The organism is Sporosarcina sp. P2 (assembly GCF_002743255.1).
Classification (GTDB): Bacteria; Bacillota; Bacilli; order Bacillales_A; family Planococcaceae; genus Sporosarcina.
In genome coordinates, this window is record NZ_PDYY01000002.1 from 132,545 (window position 1) to 147,130 (window position 14,586).

21 protein-coding genes are annotated in these 14,586 nt (G+C 39.0%); 7 read left to right on the top strand and 14 right to left on the bottom strand.

Going from position 1 to position 14,586, the window contains the following annotated elements:
• Positions 1 to 110: 110 nt before the first annotated feature.
• The 10 genes from CSV67_RS03060 to CSV67_RS03100 form a co-directional block, all read right to left on the bottom strand.
• Positions 111 to 2,093, bottom strand: coding sequence for an AAA family ATPase (locus CSV67_RS03060; RefSeq protein WP_099630164.1), 1,983 nt, complete (start codon positions 2,091 to 2,093; stop codon positions 111 to 113).
• Positions 2,094 to 2,188: 95 nt separating this feature from the next.
• Positions 2,189 to 2,335 carry a hypothetical protein gene (locus CSV67_RS16780; protein WP_199173116.1) on the bottom strand — a complete coding sequence of 49 codons (147 nt, stop codon included), beginning with the start codon at positions 2,333 to 2,335 and terminating at the stop codon, positions 2,189 to 2,191.
• Positions 2,336 to 2,524, bottom strand: coding sequence for a hypothetical protein (locus tag CSV67_RS03065; RefSeq protein WP_158232873.1), 189 nt, complete (start codon positions 2,522 to 2,524; stop codon positions 2,336 to 2,338).
• Positions 2,448 to 2,630, bottom strand: coding sequence for a hypothetical protein (locus CSV67_RS16515; RefSeq protein WP_143560672.1), 183 nt, complete (start codon positions 2,628 to 2,630; stop codon positions 2,448 to 2,450). Before CSV67_RS16515 ends, CSV67_RS03065 begins: the two co-directional genes overlap by 77 nt.
• A 193-nt stretch (positions 2,631 to 2,823) precedes the next feature.
• Complete coding sequence (locus tag CSV67_RS03070) at positions 2,824 to 3,102, bottom strand: hypothetical protein (RefSeq protein WP_099630166.1); 279 nt, start codon at positions 3,100 to 3,102, stop codon at positions 2,824 to 2,826.
• Positions 3,103 to 3,111: 9 nt separating this feature from the next.
• The gene (locus CSV67_RS03075; protein ID WP_099630167.1) at positions 3,112 to 3,390 is read right to left on the bottom strand and encodes a helix-turn-helix domain-containing protein; all 279 of its coding nucleotides are present in this window, start codon (positions 3,388 to 3,390) and stop codon (positions 3,112 to 3,114) included.
• A 188-nt stretch (positions 3,391 to 3,578) separates the two neighbouring features.
• Positions 3,579 to 4,247 carry a Rha family transcriptional regulator gene (locus CSV67_RS03080; RefSeq protein WP_158232874.1) on the bottom strand — a complete coding sequence of 223 codons (669 nt, stop codon included), beginning with the start codon at positions 4,245 to 4,247 and terminating at the stop codon, positions 3,579 to 3,581.
• Positions 4,248 to 4,527: 280 nt separating this feature from the next.
• Complete coding sequence (locus CSV67_RS03090) at positions 4,528 to 4,725, bottom strand: hypothetical protein (protein WP_099630170.1); 198 nt, start codon at positions 4,723 to 4,725, stop codon at positions 4,528 to 4,530.
• A 37-nt stretch (positions 4,726 to 4,762) separates the two neighbouring features.
• Positions 4,763 to 5,053, bottom strand: coding sequence for a helix-turn-helix domain-containing protein (locus CSV67_RS03095; protein ID WP_099630171.1), 291 nt, complete (start codon positions 5,051 to 5,053; stop codon positions 4,763 to 4,765).
• Between the two features lie 11 nt (positions 5,054 to 5,064).
• On the bottom strand, positions 5,065 to 5,286 hold the full coding sequence (locus tag CSV67_RS03100) for a helix-turn-helix transcriptional regulator (RefSeq protein WP_099630172.1): 222 nt from the start codon (positions 5,284 to 5,286) through the stop codon (positions 5,065 to 5,067).
• Positions 5,287 to 5,440: 154 nt separating this feature from the next.
• Between CSV67_RS03100 and CSV67_RS03105 the strand changes: the two genes are divergently transcribed.
• The 6 genes from CSV67_RS03105 to CSV67_RS03130 all read left to right on the top strand — a co-directional run bounded on the left by CSV67_RS03105 (position 5,441) and on the right by CSV67_RS03130 (position 11,088).
• Positions 5,441 to 5,863, top strand: a complete 423-nt coding sequence (locus tag CSV67_RS03105) for a helix-turn-helix domain-containing protein (RefSeq protein ID WP_099630173.1) — start codon at positions 5,441 to 5,443, stop codon at positions 5,861 to 5,863.
• A 106-nt stretch (positions 5,864 to 5,969) separates the two neighbouring features.
• The gene (locus CSV67_RS03110) at positions 5,970 to 6,665 is read left to right on the top strand and encodes a hypothetical protein (protein WP_099630174.1); all 696 of its coding nucleotides are present in this window, start codon (positions 5,970 to 5,972) and stop codon (positions 6,663 to 6,665) included.
• A 13-nt stretch (positions 6,666 to 6,678) separates the two neighbouring features.
• Positions 6,679 to 7,248 (top strand): ImmA/IrrE family metallo-endopeptidase, encoded by a 570-nt coding sequence (locus CSV67_RS03115; RefSeq protein ID WP_099630175.1) that lies wholly within the window; start codon positions 6,679 to 6,681, stop codon positions 7,246 to 7,248.
• 14 nt (positions 7,249 to 7,262) lie between these two features.
• Positions 7,263 to 8,906 (top strand): AAA family ATPase, encoded by a 1,644-nt coding sequence (locus tag CSV67_RS03120; RefSeq protein ID WP_099630176.1) that lies wholly within the window; start codon positions 7,263 to 7,265, stop codon positions 8,904 to 8,906.
• Positions 8,907 to 8,983: 77 nt separating this feature from the next.
• A complete protein-coding gene (locus CSV67_RS03125) occupies positions 8,984 to 9,841 on the top strand; it encodes a DNA adenine methylase (RefSeq protein ID WP_099630177.1) in 858 nt (285 codons plus the stop codon).
• 92 nt (positions 9,842 to 9,933) lie between these two features.
• On the top strand, positions 9,934 to 11,088 hold the full coding sequence (locus tag CSV67_RS03130) for a tyrosine-type recombinase/integrase (protein WP_099630178.1): 1,155 nt from the start codon (positions 9,934 to 9,936) through the stop codon (positions 11,086 to 11,088).
• 49 nt (positions 11,089 to 11,137) lie between these two features.
• Here CSV67_RS03130 and CSV67_RS03135 read toward each other — a convergent pair whose 3' ends face one another.
• Genes CSV67_RS03135 through comGA form a run of 3 tightly spaced genes read right to left on the bottom strand, consistent with a single transcriptional unit; the run spans position 11,138 to position 13,297 of the window.
• Positions 11,138 to 11,239, bottom strand: coding sequence for a prepilin-type N-terminal cleavage/methylation domain-containing protein (locus tag CSV67_RS03135; protein ID WP_158232875.1), 102 nt, complete (start codon positions 11,237 to 11,239; stop codon positions 11,138 to 11,140).
• Between the two features lie 14 nt (positions 11,240 to 11,253).
• The gene (gene comGB / locus CSV67_RS03140; RefSeq protein ID WP_158232876.1) at positions 11,254 to 12,306 is read right to left on the bottom strand and encodes a competence type IV pilus assembly protein ComGB; all 1,053 of its coding nucleotides are present in this window, start codon (positions 12,304 to 12,306) and stop codon (positions 11,254 to 11,256) included.
• On the bottom strand, positions 12,293 to 13,297 hold the full coding sequence (gene comGA, locus CSV67_RS03145) for a competence type IV pilus ATPase ComGA (RefSeq protein ID WP_099630181.1): 1,005 nt from the start codon (positions 13,295 to 13,297) through the stop codon (positions 12,293 to 12,295). The genes comGB and comGA overlap by 14 nt, the downstream gene beginning before the upstream one ends.
• A 344-nt stretch (positions 13,298 to 13,641) precedes the next feature.
• On the opposite strand from comGA, the gene CSV67_RS03150 reads away from it, so the two are divergent.
• Positions 13,642 to 13,884: a DUF2626 domain-containing protein gene (locus CSV67_RS03150; protein ID WP_099630182.1), complete on the top strand. Its 243-nt coding sequence runs from the start codon at positions 13,642 to 13,644 to the stop codon at positions 13,882 to 13,884.
• Positions 13,885 to 13,945: 61 nt separating this feature from the next.
• Here the strand turns inward: CSV67_RS03150 and CSV67_RS03155 are convergent, their stop codons facing one another.
• Positions 13,946 to 14,581: an MBL fold metallo-hydrolase gene (locus CSV67_RS03155; protein WP_099630183.1), complete on the bottom strand. Its 636-nt coding sequence runs from the start codon at positions 14,579 to 14,581 to the stop codon at positions 13,946 to 13,948.
• Between the last annotated feature and the right edge of the window lie 5 nt (positions 14,582 to 14,586).

Genomic DNA, 14,586 nt, shown 5'->3' on the forward strand with positions numbered 1-14,586 from the left:
ACCGGAATTTATCATGGTAAGAAATAACATCCGTTCCGTCAGGGAGTTGAACATAATTGTGTTTCTCCCATGTCTTCCTGAAAGCGTCACTCCATATTTAGTCGTTTCCATTACGCCACCACGCTTTCTTCATTCGACTTCGTTTCAATCCGCAATCGCTTGTCTGGCTCTGATACAACCAAACTGATTAGCTGGGAATCTGTGTCCGCAATGCGTGTGACTGCTTCGGCATTGTCCACAAATATCGGGACTCTGAAGCCGTAATGATTTGATAGAGTTCGGATAATATCCAAGCCGACATTGATCTTCGCTGCGTTGTTAAGTCCGGAACCATAAGGGACACCTTTATACGTCGTTTCACACACGTCAACCAGAGTTCCATCAACTTGTTTGTGAGTTAATTTAAAGCGTGCAATCTTGAATTTACTGTTGATTTTCTCATCCAACATATCTACTTTGATTCGAGTAAATTCTTCAATCAGGAATAATTCCTTTTCAACATTTTCGAAATCCTTCGCGAGTTGTTCCTGTTGCTCTTCCAGTTCAGCAATGCGCTTTTTGGACGTTTCCGCCTGTTCATGTTTTGCGATTTGTCCGTTCAGTTCGGAGCGCTTTGCTTTGAGTGTAACTACTTCCTTCTCGATTTCCGCAACAGCTTCAGTTGCATTCGCCTCGAGGGATTTGATTTCTTCTTGGACAGCGGACATTTCCGCAACCTTGTCCGTGTACTTAGGGTTCGTTCGAGCGTTCTTCACTTCATCGCGCAATTCGTTTAGCTGGATGTTCAGCTTGTTGATCGACTCTTCTTTCTTCGCAATATCGTCTTGCAGTTGCGCAACGACTTTCTCTGATTCCGTGATTCGATTCAGTGTTTCTTCTTTGTCTGCCGCAATCGCTTTACCCATCTTTCGGATGTGCTCTAACTTGCTGGACTTTATGGTGTTAAACTCCGCTACCGCCTTATCTCTAGCGGCTGCCAGTTGCTCTTCTGGTATGGCTTGTCCGCACGTCGGACACTCACACGCTTCTTTGTGTTCAAGTTGTTTAGCGTCCTCCGTCGCAAAGTCTTCCCGTAAAGCGACCAACTTCTTGTCAAACTCGACTACATCTTTTTTACCTACATCTATCTGATGGTTTGCATCATCCAGTTTTCTTTGCATAATCGCTTGATTGGATTTCTTTTCTTGGATCTTAGCGGTCACCTGGTAGCCCTTGTCAGTTGCTTCTGATTCCAGTTCGCGCTTGATGGACTCAAGATCCATTTCAATCTGTCGTAAATCGTTCTTTTTATTCGTAACAGCCGAACCGTTTTTAATGTTGTTGATTTGAGTAGATGCCGCATCAATCTCTTTTTCTACTTTTGCGATTTCTACTTCTATAGAAGAGACATCAATACTCCCTTCCGAAAGCATGTTATTAATCTCGCTGATTCTTGTTGGAATGCTTTTGATTTCATCATTGATTTTCTTCTTCTTAGCAGCAATCACTTTTTTGTGGTCCTCGATTTTTCGACCATTCAGAATGCCGGTCAATTCTTGTAACTTTTTGTTAGCAGAAATAACTTCTTCATCAGTTAAATCTCCGGTAATATCCAAAAGCACTTCGCGTCGCTTCTCCCACTTGAACTGCTCGTTGAAGTAAGTAGGTGAAGTCAAAAGCTTAAATACCTCTTCGTCAATCAATTCTTTAATTGCCTCGTTGTATTTCTTTTCTGGTGTTGGGACTTCATCAATGAAGTATTTGTTTTTGTTTCCTTTAAACGTCACTTCAAGCGCATTTCTCTTTTGAGTCCAGTCCTCGTAATGAACTTTTTTCAATACCATCGGGTGACCGTCTACCAGGAACGACGCTTCAACTTCGTGTTCCAAGTTGTTCATTTCTTGACCGTCAGGCGTCAGTGTTTTAAGAGAGAACTTCGTTTGGTTTTGGCTGTTTTTGTTGAACAAAAGCCACAAAAACGCATCGTACAAAGACGTCTTACCTGTTTCGTTATCCCCGAAGATTGTTGCATCGTTACCGTTTACGTTGAGTTCAAATTCCTTGATCCCCTTGAAGTTCTTCAATGTGAGATTCATCAATTTAATATTTTTCAAAATGTTCTCCTCCTTGTGATTTTCGGGATTCCGCGCTATAATAGCGCCAAGTAGTTTTATAAGGAATCCCGAACTCGCTGCTCTAACAGCGGGTTTTATTTTTGTTCTTCTTCGACCTCTGCAACTGATAACTCGTGATAGCAGTCGTCGCACGTTTGTGGGTATCCGACTTCATTTCCGATAAACTCACCACAACGTTCGCAACACACGCCCCCGATAATCATTTCAGCGTATTCACCCATTCAAATCGCCTCCTCAAAACGAATGATTTCCGCGTCTTTACGAATCGCATAGACCTTCATGTGATCACCGTAATTGTTGTAATACGTTTGAGCAGCATCCAGTACACTGTCTTCAAATGTCATCACGTAGACCGAATCGATTTCTTGCATAAAGACGATTTCCCACTGGTACGTTTTCATCTTCTTCACACTCCTCTCCAAGTTGGTGATCAGCATCTTCCCATAACCGCCCAATCATAAATGCGATAATCGGAAGCATGATGGAACAGATCAGCGCGTATTCGAAATCCGTCATGTCATCAACCCCTTTCTATTCGATGGATGTGAATCCCATCAAGAAGACCAGGTCTACGAGTTTCCAATTCGCAGTGGAAATGATCCAATGGCTAACCAACCAACCTGAGCTTCTTGATAGGAGCCAAAGCTCCCAATCTGTGGTATACTAAAAGTACATAAATTCTAGTTTTGCCGATTTGACGTTGGATCCGTCAGTCGGCTTTTTTGCGCGTAAATTGCATGGCTTGTGCGTTGATTCCTTGCGCGATCAACTTGGCTGCCAGTGCATGCGTGCTACTGTCTGCGCGCTTCATATGTTGCATAACCCTCACTTGCTTAAACATTTCTAGCAATGTCTCCGCACGGAATACCGCTTCCTCCATGTCGTCGGTCCAGTTACATAACTCCAATGCTTCGATTTGATGCATGGCCATCTTCTTTAAATCAGCTGCTCTTTCAATGTCTGCTCTACGATAATTTGTTAGTTTCATAGTGTCCTCCTAAAATAAAAAGTGAATAGCTCCTACTACCATCGTGCTGACGGTATTGATAATGTCCGGCAATGTGTGCAATACTTCTGTCCCGTATAGGAAGGCAATGCCCAAGTCGACTGTCTGCGTCTGTACTGTCCAATCTCGGAAGATATCTAATGCTGGGTACTTCTCGCCCCGCTCGATTTTTGATACATCTGACTGGTTGATGTTCAGCGCGAATGCCAGCTCCTCTTGTTTCAAGCCTTGACTCTTGCGGCATTGCCTTAAAAATTTCCCGATTTCCATTGACTCACCCCCCTCTCGATATTCCAGATCGGAATATATGCCGTTGAAGCATATAAGCCAGTGTGGAATTTAATACTTTCGCAAGGTGTTGTATTCTAGTAATAGACCTACTCATAACCCTCGTGTTACGCTTCGTACGCAACCTCTGAATCTAGTGGAGCAAACCCCTCCGCTCTGCTAGATCACTTCTAAGCTATCCGTTTAGGGATCCACGCTTCTACGTAATAGATTGCCGATTGTAAATCTTTACGTAGAACATCTTTATATGAAGCAACACCGAAACGGTCTTTAATTTCTCGATATAGTTCACGAAACAGTTTTCTTCTTGCTTGATCTTCACTTTCAATCTCATAAACCCGAGCGCCCACCGCTCTTTGTAATCTTCGTTGCATGCGGTAATCCAACGTCATCTGATTGTCAATCTTGTCCTCCAGCTCCTCTACCTTGCCCTTGATTTCTTCAACTTCCTGAGCAGTTTCCAGTGTTAGCTGCATGGATGCCATCAGTTGCTCTTTGGGTGAAAGTACTTTTGGCAAATGCAATTCCTTCTCCATTTCTTCAAATCTAGTAACATATGCCGCCGTAAATAGAATGCCTTTTTCACCGGTCAATTTATTCGCCACCATGTCACAACCTTTCCGAGTGAGAAGGAAACATGGCCGTATCTCTTTTTTAGCGTCCTGGTACGTATGGGGAATAAAGAAATCTAACGAGCGCAGATCTGCGCCGGTTAAAACACTGATGTAATTACGAATGGAACGAAGAACTTCTTTGTGTTGTTGTTCAACTGCTTCCGCTACATCTCTGCTGTCAGTGACTAGTTGTCCATTAAGTGCCACGACATTTAACTGATTCATAAAAACATCCCCCTTAAAGTAGGTATTTTGTTCCTCCGTGTCGAATAGTGACATTGAAGGGTGGTGATATTAATGGCTACAAACGTTTATGCCTGCTTATGCGGTGATTGGGTAAATCTAAACGATGATCCCGATTGTAAGATGGGTGGGAATTTATCGTCGCCTTCAATTTGGTGGGAAGAAGGTGCAGAAATATGGAGTCCTTTCAAAAGAGCTGTTGAACACACCATGTACCAACTAGACCATGTTCATATTCTTTACAAAGGAAAAGACTATCGAATCAATCCGATGTATCTCCAAATCGTCGAAGGTTAAATTCGACTTCCAAACTTCGTTTCAGTTGCGTCGTGTTGCCAAGCCTCACCTTGGCAGCCTGGCTACTGAACACCATGTCTACTTGTTGCTTGATTCTTCCCCACTCAGAACTTGATATTCCGTTCAACAGATTTACAAGTTCTTCGATTGTTTGCTTTTCCATCCCTCTCACCTCCTACATAGAAGATTCACATCCCTGTTCATCCACTAAAGTTATAAACCAAGTCATAATTACTGCGTTTCTTAATCCATTCGAGCAACTGATCCGTTACAATCTTGGCGTGACCGAAATCATGAGTGACTGGAAAGCCTTGAATTTTTGCTGCACGGTGCACTGTTGTATAACTCACCCCCAGCAAGTCTGCAGCCTCTTGCAATGATAGTAAGATTGGTAGTTGACGTTCGCGCAATGCTTCGGCAACCGCCCGATTTACCGCTGCATTGATAAGCTCATTTAATTCTGTTGCATTTGTTACAATCACTTCTGACATCTTTCTCCCTCCTATCCGACATTGTTTTGTTTCACTTCGTTACATTTCGTATCAAAAAAAATAGTCCAATCAAAACCCATAACTAGAGCAATAGATTTCGCGACATGCACACTAGGGTTTCTATCGCCAGCCTCAATCATAGTGTAGTAGGCGCGTTCGATGTTAGACCGTTCCGCGACACTCTGCTGGGTCAAACCTTTCTTAACGCGCAAATCTTTCAACCACTTTCTCATCTTATCCACCTCCACTTGTTGCGATTCGTTACTTTTATTATAGTATCGTTATGTTACATTGTCAACTTAAAAATTAAATTATGTTTCTTTTCGTTACGTACTATTGTGGTAACACTATGTTACTGGCATATTAAAGGTAGTAGGAGGTTTAAATATGCTAAGTGTTAGGCTTATTTCATTAAGAAAATCCCATAAAAAAACTCAGCAAGACGTGGCTGACTATTTAGGCTTAACTCGCCCCGCTTATACAGCGTATGAACGAGGAAATAGACAACCCGATTATACAATTCTTCAAAAATTAGCAGATTACTATGATGTTACAACTGACTACCTATTGGGGCGTTCTGATAATCCTGGTTCAAATCCAGTAGTAGTCGCTGGACAAGAAATCAATCTAACGGCCGAAGAACTCCAACTCTTCAACGAACTAAAAAAACACCCTGTCATGTTTCATGACTTGGCGTCTGATCCGGAGAAGAAAGTGAGGGAGCTTTTGAAGATGTATAAGATGAAGAAGATGTTTTTGGAAGATGATAGCGAAGAATATGGCGATGGATTTGGGGATTTTGAAGATTAAATGAAGGTAATACCACGGTTTAACCAACCGTGTTTATTTTTACATAGAGTATGGTAGTATCTCACTATGATATTTTTGTGAGACAAACTGATCAGGAGGGGTTTATGTGCTTAAAAGAACCTTAATTACAACGGCTGGAATAATGCTCACCTTATCACTTTCAGCCTGCGGAGATTCATCTGTAGCTACTGAAGATACAAGCGAAAAAACTAATAAGGAAAACCTTGTCTCAAAAAGTAGCGAGTCTCAAAAAAATGAAAGTTTAAATAAGGAAAAGAAAATTGTCGAACCAATTCAATTAATGCCTTCAAGTCAAAATGAGCATTTGAAAGATTATGTAACATCTATAGATAGTCCTTTGATTGAATATCAAGAACAAGAAATTAAAATTATTGGTATCGATTTCGGAAAAAAAGGCATCCCTAGTATATTAGGCATAAAAGAAGTTTCAGGAGAATATATTGGTAGTTTTTCTGTTCTTAAAGGTATGAATTCTGACAGCAAAAGAGATGCTGAGCTCATCTTATTTCTCGAGTTACAATCACAAAAGGATATCGAACCAAGGTCAGGAATACCAGCGGTACTACCTGAAATAGTAGTTACAGATGATCGAGATGATAATGCGAAAGAAGTTGCCAAAGTTCCAAATTCTACTACAGAAGTTTATTACCAAAAGGGAGAAAACGTAATTGCGGCTGTTGGATTCGCTGTGTATTCGGATGCTGAATCATTCGTAATTGACATTGAAGGAAATAGGTTTCTGGTAAATGAATTAAATTATAGAACAAAAGACGAATTTTAAAGGTCGTGAGCGCATGCAGCTAAGACAACACACCGACTACTGGGAGGAACGGGCCGACAAGGTCCTCTCCCATTTTTCATATACATATCCAGATGAAATCGATTTGTATGACATCTGTTGGCGTTACGGTATACGAGTATTGCCCTTGGACTCCCCTTCTATAGAAGGAATAGCAATTAATAAACATTTAAAGGCCTTCTCCATACCGAAGGATCATGCACGACGTGGGACCATCTTCATTAAAGAAGGATTGGACGCTATTGAAACGAAACTTCTGCTTGCGGAAGAGTTCTGTCACTTGTATGCACATCATCAAACACAACTAAGTGTGGATCAGTACACCATCGGCAAGTGTGAGAACCAGGCGAAGCGTATGGCCGCCTATCTGCTGATGCCAGGGGAATTCATTGAAGATGTATATGCAGATGCATATGAAGCACCTGTGGTGATTTCGGACATTGCGGATTATTTTCTGGTGACTGATGAAGTTGCTGCTTATCGGATGGAGTTGGAGTTTCAGCATAAGGTGGATGGGTTTGTTGTGTCGCGTGGGAAGTTGGGGACGTTGGAGTGGATTGAGTAAAGGAGAGATGAAGAATGGCTAAGATTAAAGTAAGTAACCCTATCTCCCCCAAGGATTTAGGGAAAGCTAACAAAGACATTATTGTAAAGAAAGTTTATGGTATAAAGGTTAAAAAGTTCAGAAATATGTTTGATGCAAATATTGAACTATCTGACCGAATAACATTGATTTCTGGTCATAATGGGACAATGAAATCTACGCTTATAGGATTATTCGTTCAAAACTTTAACTCTGACGAAAAGGACCTTTTCGGTGGTGAGTTAAAGACGCAATTTAGGGAAATATTTAAACTTTCTTCAGTGTTCGATAAAGAGAAATATGAATATGATTTAATTATACAAGAAGAATCAGGACTTGATGTAAAAATCCCTGTTTATACTAAACCTAGGAGTAGTAATGATCCAAAACCCAGAATAGTCACTGGGGGTAATACCAAAAACGATGGTAATCTTATATATAATACAAATTATTTAAATTTGAATCGTCTATATTCAATACATACTACAAACTCAAAACCCCTTGAAATTGACTTAACTGAAAAGGAAGAAGACTTTGTTGCAAGGTTTTATAATATTGTTCTACAGAAAGAGACCTATATGAAAATGGAATCTGTTAGTGACAAACAAATAAAGAAAACTTTTGCACCAGCTGGTGGGAAATATAACTATGAATCCATCTCATCCGGAGAAGACAACTTAGGCAGGATTGCAAATAGCTTAATAACTTTCATGAGAATAAGCAAAACCAAGAACGTCCAAGGGTGCTTCAATGGAATTTTGTGTATTGATGAAATAGAAACGAGCCTTCATCCGGTAGCCCAAAAAAATTTATTCAACTTTCTGTATAAATGGTCCAATCAATATAAAGTCCAAGTGATTGTAACTTCACACTCATTACCTTTAATCAGGCATGCAATAGAAAGCGAACAGTTAGGAAAAGAAATTAATACATATTATCTTTCAACTTTATATACTGATCATATAGAGGTAATTAAAAGCCCAGCCTATGAAAATATTTACCAAGAGCTCACTTTTGAATTTACTGATCACACAAAAATAGTCATTCCCAAAATAGATATTCTATGCGAAGATGATTTAGCAAAAAAATTTATGCGATATATGATTTCGAAACAAGATATTATAAAAAGAATTAACTTTGTATCATTTGATGATACTGAGGGATTTCCTTTTTCTTTTTTAGTTAAACTATGTAATACTGCTAGTTCTTTTGTAAAGAATACCTTAATAATCTTCGATGCAGATGTCAAAGCAGAGGATCTTAAAATAATCAAAAAGCAAGAGAATATATTGAAACTCCCCAATCATCAGGAATCCTTACCGATAGAAAAACTGTTTGTGAAGTATATTTATAATCGAGATAAAAATGATGAAATGTATTCAAAAATTCTATGCATCCCTAGAGCTGCATTTATCCAAACGCTGAATAATGCTAACATATACATCACGGATGAAAATTCTTTTAAAACTATCGAGTCACGTCATTTTAAAAAGTGGTTCAAGGAAAATGAATGGATTGTTAAAAAGTTATTTAATAATTTCTCAAAAAACGTCGAAGGTAGAGAAGAATTCGTTAATGATCTAGTACAAAAACTGAATTTTATTAACAAAAGAAATGGATATCCCGAAATAAGTTTATAAATTACCATTATTCTATCAAATCGGATTGGTTGGCCAAGAAATTCTATTTTTGATAAAGTATATGTGAGGTGAACAAAATGACTAACCTATCTCCTTTAAGATATCCAGGCGGGAAAAATAAGACATACCAATATGTAAAGCATTTAGTAACAGAAAACAATATAAAAACCTATATCGAACCTTTTGCTGGAGGAGCAGCCGTTGCCCTCCGACTTTTGGCAAATGATGATGTAAAACAGATAATAATAAACGATTTTGATAGAGGTATATACGCACTATGGAACACTATTGTCAATAATACTGATCAATTAATACAGCTAATTCGAGAGACCCCTATTACAATGACTCAATGGTATTTACAAAAAGAAGTTCAAAATAACAAAGAAAATGCTGATGAACTTTCATTAGCATTTTCCACCTTATTCTTGAATAGAACTAATTTTTCTGGAATCATTAAAGCTGGAGTTTTAGGCGGAAAGAATCAAGACGGTAAAAACAAAATTGATTGTCGTTTTAATAAAGAAAATATAATTTCTAGGATTGAAAAAATAGCTTCACTTGGTCATCGCATTAAAGTATTTAACTATGATGCAAAAGATTTCATTGAACTAGTAATTAAAAACACTAGATATTCTTTAACTTTTTTCGATCCTCCGTATTATGATAAAGGACCTGACTTATATACAAATTTTTATACTCACGACGATCATGTAGAATTAGCTAAGATGATAAAAAGTAAAATGAGAAATAGATACTGGATATTAACTTATGACATCGCTACAGAAATCGAAAAGTTATATGTGAAATTTGGACCAAAAAAATATTATTTAAATTATTCAATCGCTTCACCAGCAAAAGGTCAAGAATTTATCTTCTTTTCTAATAAAATAGATCAAGGAGATATTGGTAATCACTTAAATCTTGTATCCTATTAAAAAAGCTCATCTCCTATGGTGGGTTTTTCTTTTAACATTGAACAGAACGTATATTCTTAAAAAGAGTTTATTGTTCGAAAGGAGAAATCAATATGTACTGTCGTAAATTAAGCAATGGTAAATGGTCTTGCACCACTGACGCTACACCTAATCCCCTAACTGGCCAGAGGCGACAAGTAACACGCCGTGGCGACACAAAGAAAGAAGCATTACAAAGAGCCCAGGTAGCTGCAGAGGAATTATCTAAACAAAGACAACCACAAAAAAGAATCGTCCAGGAAGTTTATGACGACTGGTTAAATGTATACAGAGAAACGGTTAAAGCTTCATCAGTAAAAGCTAGAATGGTGGCAATGCGTCCCTTTATTGATAAGCATGGCAACCACTTGATCAGCAAGTTACAAATAAACGACATACAGAAATTCTTAGTTGAAAGGCGCGATACAGATATTTCGAAACATCATATCGCCTCGACTCGAACCGCATTGAACTTAATGTTCGAATTTGCTTTTAAAAATGATTATGTCGAAAAGAACATAGTGAAAGACACTGTAATTCCCAAAGCTAATAAGAAATCACAGCAACTCGTTAACTTAAAGAAAAAGTATCTCGAAAAGGATGAGATCCAGAGCTTCTTATCAGGTGTAAAATCTTCTGGCAGAAGAAACGCTTATCCGTTGGCACTCACCATGCTTTCTACCGGCTTACGTGTCGGGGAGGCATTAGCACTTACTTGGGATGATATTGACCTGGAAAAGCATAGGCTGGTGGTCAGCAAAACGTTGTTTGAAAAGGCTTCTGATGAAGGTGGATTTGAATTGGTGCCTCCGAAAACAGAAGACTCAAATCGTACCGTATCCTTTAACAAGGATCTCGCCGAAGAACTAAAGAAGATGAAGGTCCAATATAATAAAGAAAAATTGATAGGTTTACGAGATCCTAAATCCGTGTGGTGCAATCTAGTCTTTACAGGTAGGAGTCAGCAGCCTGTCCGCGCTGTCACAATCGCTGCGGTTTTCAACAAAATATATAAGGCGTATGGAATAAAAGATGTTAGCGGTACTCATATCTTGCGGCACACACATATCACCATGCTCGTCGAAGCCGGTGTGGACTTGCCTGTCATCATGGAGCGTGTCGGACACTCGAACATAAATATCACCCTCGACATTTACACGCATGTCACGAAAAAAATGCAGAAGCAAAGTGACGACAAAATTAATGAGTATTTCCGCCAATTTATCTAAAATCAAAATAAATGTGGTTTTTCTGTGGTTTTTTGACTTACCAAGTCAACTATAAACCCCTGCGAGCGCTGTAGTTGCGCTCTTCCCACTCTCCAACGTTTAAGATGATCATCATTTCAATTAACGTAAAACCTTTTTCATTCTTCCGCAACATTTTTCCTCCTTTTAGATACTGTCGATCATCTTATAAACAGGTAATAAAATAGATAAATAGGATAATAAAATACAAACCGCCAGAACACCAAATAAGGCAGGCTGTAAAATCGTTATCCACTGAGTAATCTTCTCCTCCAACTGTTCACTCGTATGTTCGCTATATAGCATAAGTTCTTTCGGTAAGTAACCGCTATCGGCTCCGTGTTTTGCAAAATCTGCTAGACGTGGTGAGAGTCCATTTGTTAAACGAATGGCTTCATGTAAGGATTCCCCATAAATGACGTGTTCACTTAGTTCATTCGTGATAACGGATAATATAGGATCCTCTGTCTGCTCCACTAGAACAGCTAATGCGTTTTGCATGGAAAGACCAGATTGTAATAAGCTTCCAAGCTCACTAGCGAAATCCCTAGTTTTCATTTCACAGTAGAATATTCTGATTCGTGGGATTTTCAATATATAGCGCAAAACATCAGAAGGAGATAATCTTCTTAACCACAAGCGAACTACTAGAAAACCGACAGCAAATATAATAGCCATAACTAGCAAGAGGTCTGGTATCGATGAAACGAGTTTCGGTAGTAATTGGACGAATCCTCCATTGTCATTTGCCCGCATTACAGTCAATGCTTCAAAATTCGGTAAGAAAAATTGCCGAAACGCGACCAATAAAATTAATAAGAAAGAAAACAATACACTTGGATACGCCAACAGTTTACGAACTTGCTTCTGCTTCTCCATCTTTCTGTTGACACGATCCGCCACTTCTTTCAACGCGCGGATCAAGTTGCCATCTACTTCCGCAATAACGATCGGCAACATTATACTTTTACCGAAACCTAAACTCTTCAGAATATGCGAAACACCATATCCCATCTTCAACTCTTCTTCTACTTGCAGAAGTTTTTCCTCATACTCTTTCGTGTGATAAGGCAATATCAGAATGAGTCCTTCATGAAAGGTATATCCTTCTTGTAATAACACTGACAGTCGTACTAGAAACTCCGCCGGCTTTGTTAATTTTTTATTGGAAGATGGACTAAATAATCTAATCCGTTCCATACAGCACCTTTTCATACAAAGCTTGTTGTACTTCAATTTTCTTATTAACAGGAGTCGTAAACCGTAGACCATTCACCGTTGATTCCGTAGCTAATTGAAGATCTGACTCTTGCAATATTTCAAAAACTGCCGCCGCTTCCCCAGACTGTTGTATAATCAGTCGCTGAGCGGATATTGCAATAATGGTCTGTCTGAGCTCTTCCACTTGAATTCCAAGGTCTAGTAAGCGATACAAGCAACCTACCGGATCTTTCGCATGGATTGTGCTAAGTACTAAGTGTCCTGTCAACGCCGCTTCAACCGCGATTTTAGCTGTCTCAGCGTCACGTATTTCACCAATCATGATGACATCGGGTGAATGACGCAAAATCGCTTTTAACCCAGCGGAATAGGAAATACCAGAACGTTCATTCACTTGAATTTGTAGCAGATGACTATGATTGTTCTCTACTGGATCTTCGAGTGAAATGACATGACGCTTAAGTTCGGATACACAATGGGAAGTTAAGGAATATAATGTAGTCGTTTTACCAGAACCAGTTGGTCCGGTGACAAGAAACAGTCCCTGTTTATAAGCGGCAGCTTCAGTCAATTGCTGTGTCCATTCAGGATTGAGACATAGCTGGTTGAGCGTAACGATTTTATCGTGTTTCTGAATACGGATCGCGACACTTTCCCTCAATTGAATAGATGGAATTGTCGAGACGCGAAAAGAGAAGTTGCAGTCTACGATAGACCGGTGGAAGGAACCACTTTGCGGACGACGTTGTTCGCTTATATCTAAAGAAGATAAGAATTTATAGAATGAAATTAACCGTCCGCCTAATGTATGAGGATACTGCCCGATTTTCGAAAAATACGAGTGCTTGCGAATTGTCACATCATATCCTTCTACCGTAGGCACAAAATGAATATCTGTCGCTTCAGAATTAATTGCTTTCTCAAGCAATTCTAAACATGTTTTTTCTATAATGTTCTTTTCAGTTTCCATAGTTCTCTCCTTTCTCCATTCGACAAAAGACCACTTTTTATCTTAGAAAGAAGTATATATGGAAATTAAATTGTTTAAAAACGTATGACATTTAAGTCAATTCATTTTTCATAGCCCATATGGGGTCATAATTCATTTCTTTACGTCAATTTGATATCAAAAACCAATTTTCACATTATTTTCATCATAGGTTCTGTTATACTATTAACAGCTACTATCTTAATCTGTTCGGACAAGTACACTCTTTTGACACAATGTAAAATCGATTGGAGTTTACTTTTAGGCTGACGTTCTATTATAATGGATAAGAGCTTATTGTAATGTTGTGAAGGAGGGATTCTTAGATGGATAATATGTTTAAACTTTTAGGATTCTGGTCAGGTATTTTTGCGGTAATGTTCTTTGTAGGAAATATGATTCCAGCTGCTTTACTTATGGTAGCAGGCACAATCTTCTTTATTCTACTTGGATACTTGAAGCTTTCAGAGCGTATGTATGTTTACCTATTCGGAGCATACCTGATGATCTTCATGGTTGGTTTTAGTTACTATTCTATTTTCATTCACGTACCTGGCGGAGGACACTAATCCGTACATACAAAAAACAGCTTTCTCAATGGAAAGCTGTTTTTTGTATGCTTTATTTTGATCAAAATCCGTGTAAGTATGGATTTTGGTCTTTTTCAATTCCGATTGTTGTCGCAGGTCCATGTCCTGGATAGACCAACATCTCGTCGTCAAGTGACAATAATTTTTCGTGAATCGCTTTGAGCAATGTTTCCGTATCGCCACCAGGCAAGTCGGTACGGCCTACGCTTCCTTGGAACAATGTATCTCCTACGATTGCGAACCCTTCATCTTCAAAGATATAACAAACGCTTCCAGGCGAGTGTCCAGGCACATGACGTAGCTCCATCTTAAACGGACCCACTTCCAAATACTTTTCATCATGAAGTAGTACGTCAGCAGGATGACAAATCACGTCAGGTAATACGGGGTATTTAGCAGAACCGTTTAACTCGGGACTCCCAAGCCATTTCTTTTCCGCCACATGCAAATACACAGGGATATCAAAAGCAGTCCGAATCTTTTCCACCGCTCCGATATGGTCAAAGTGTGCATGCGTCAGCAAAATGGCAACTGGCTTCAAAGATAACTTTCGTAATTCCGATAGTAATGCCTCTCCATCTCCACCTGGGTCGAAAACTAAACAATTTTTCTCTTCGTCTTCCAATATGTAACAATTCGTCTGAATTGGACCTAATGGACGTATATGTATCCTCATTTAAC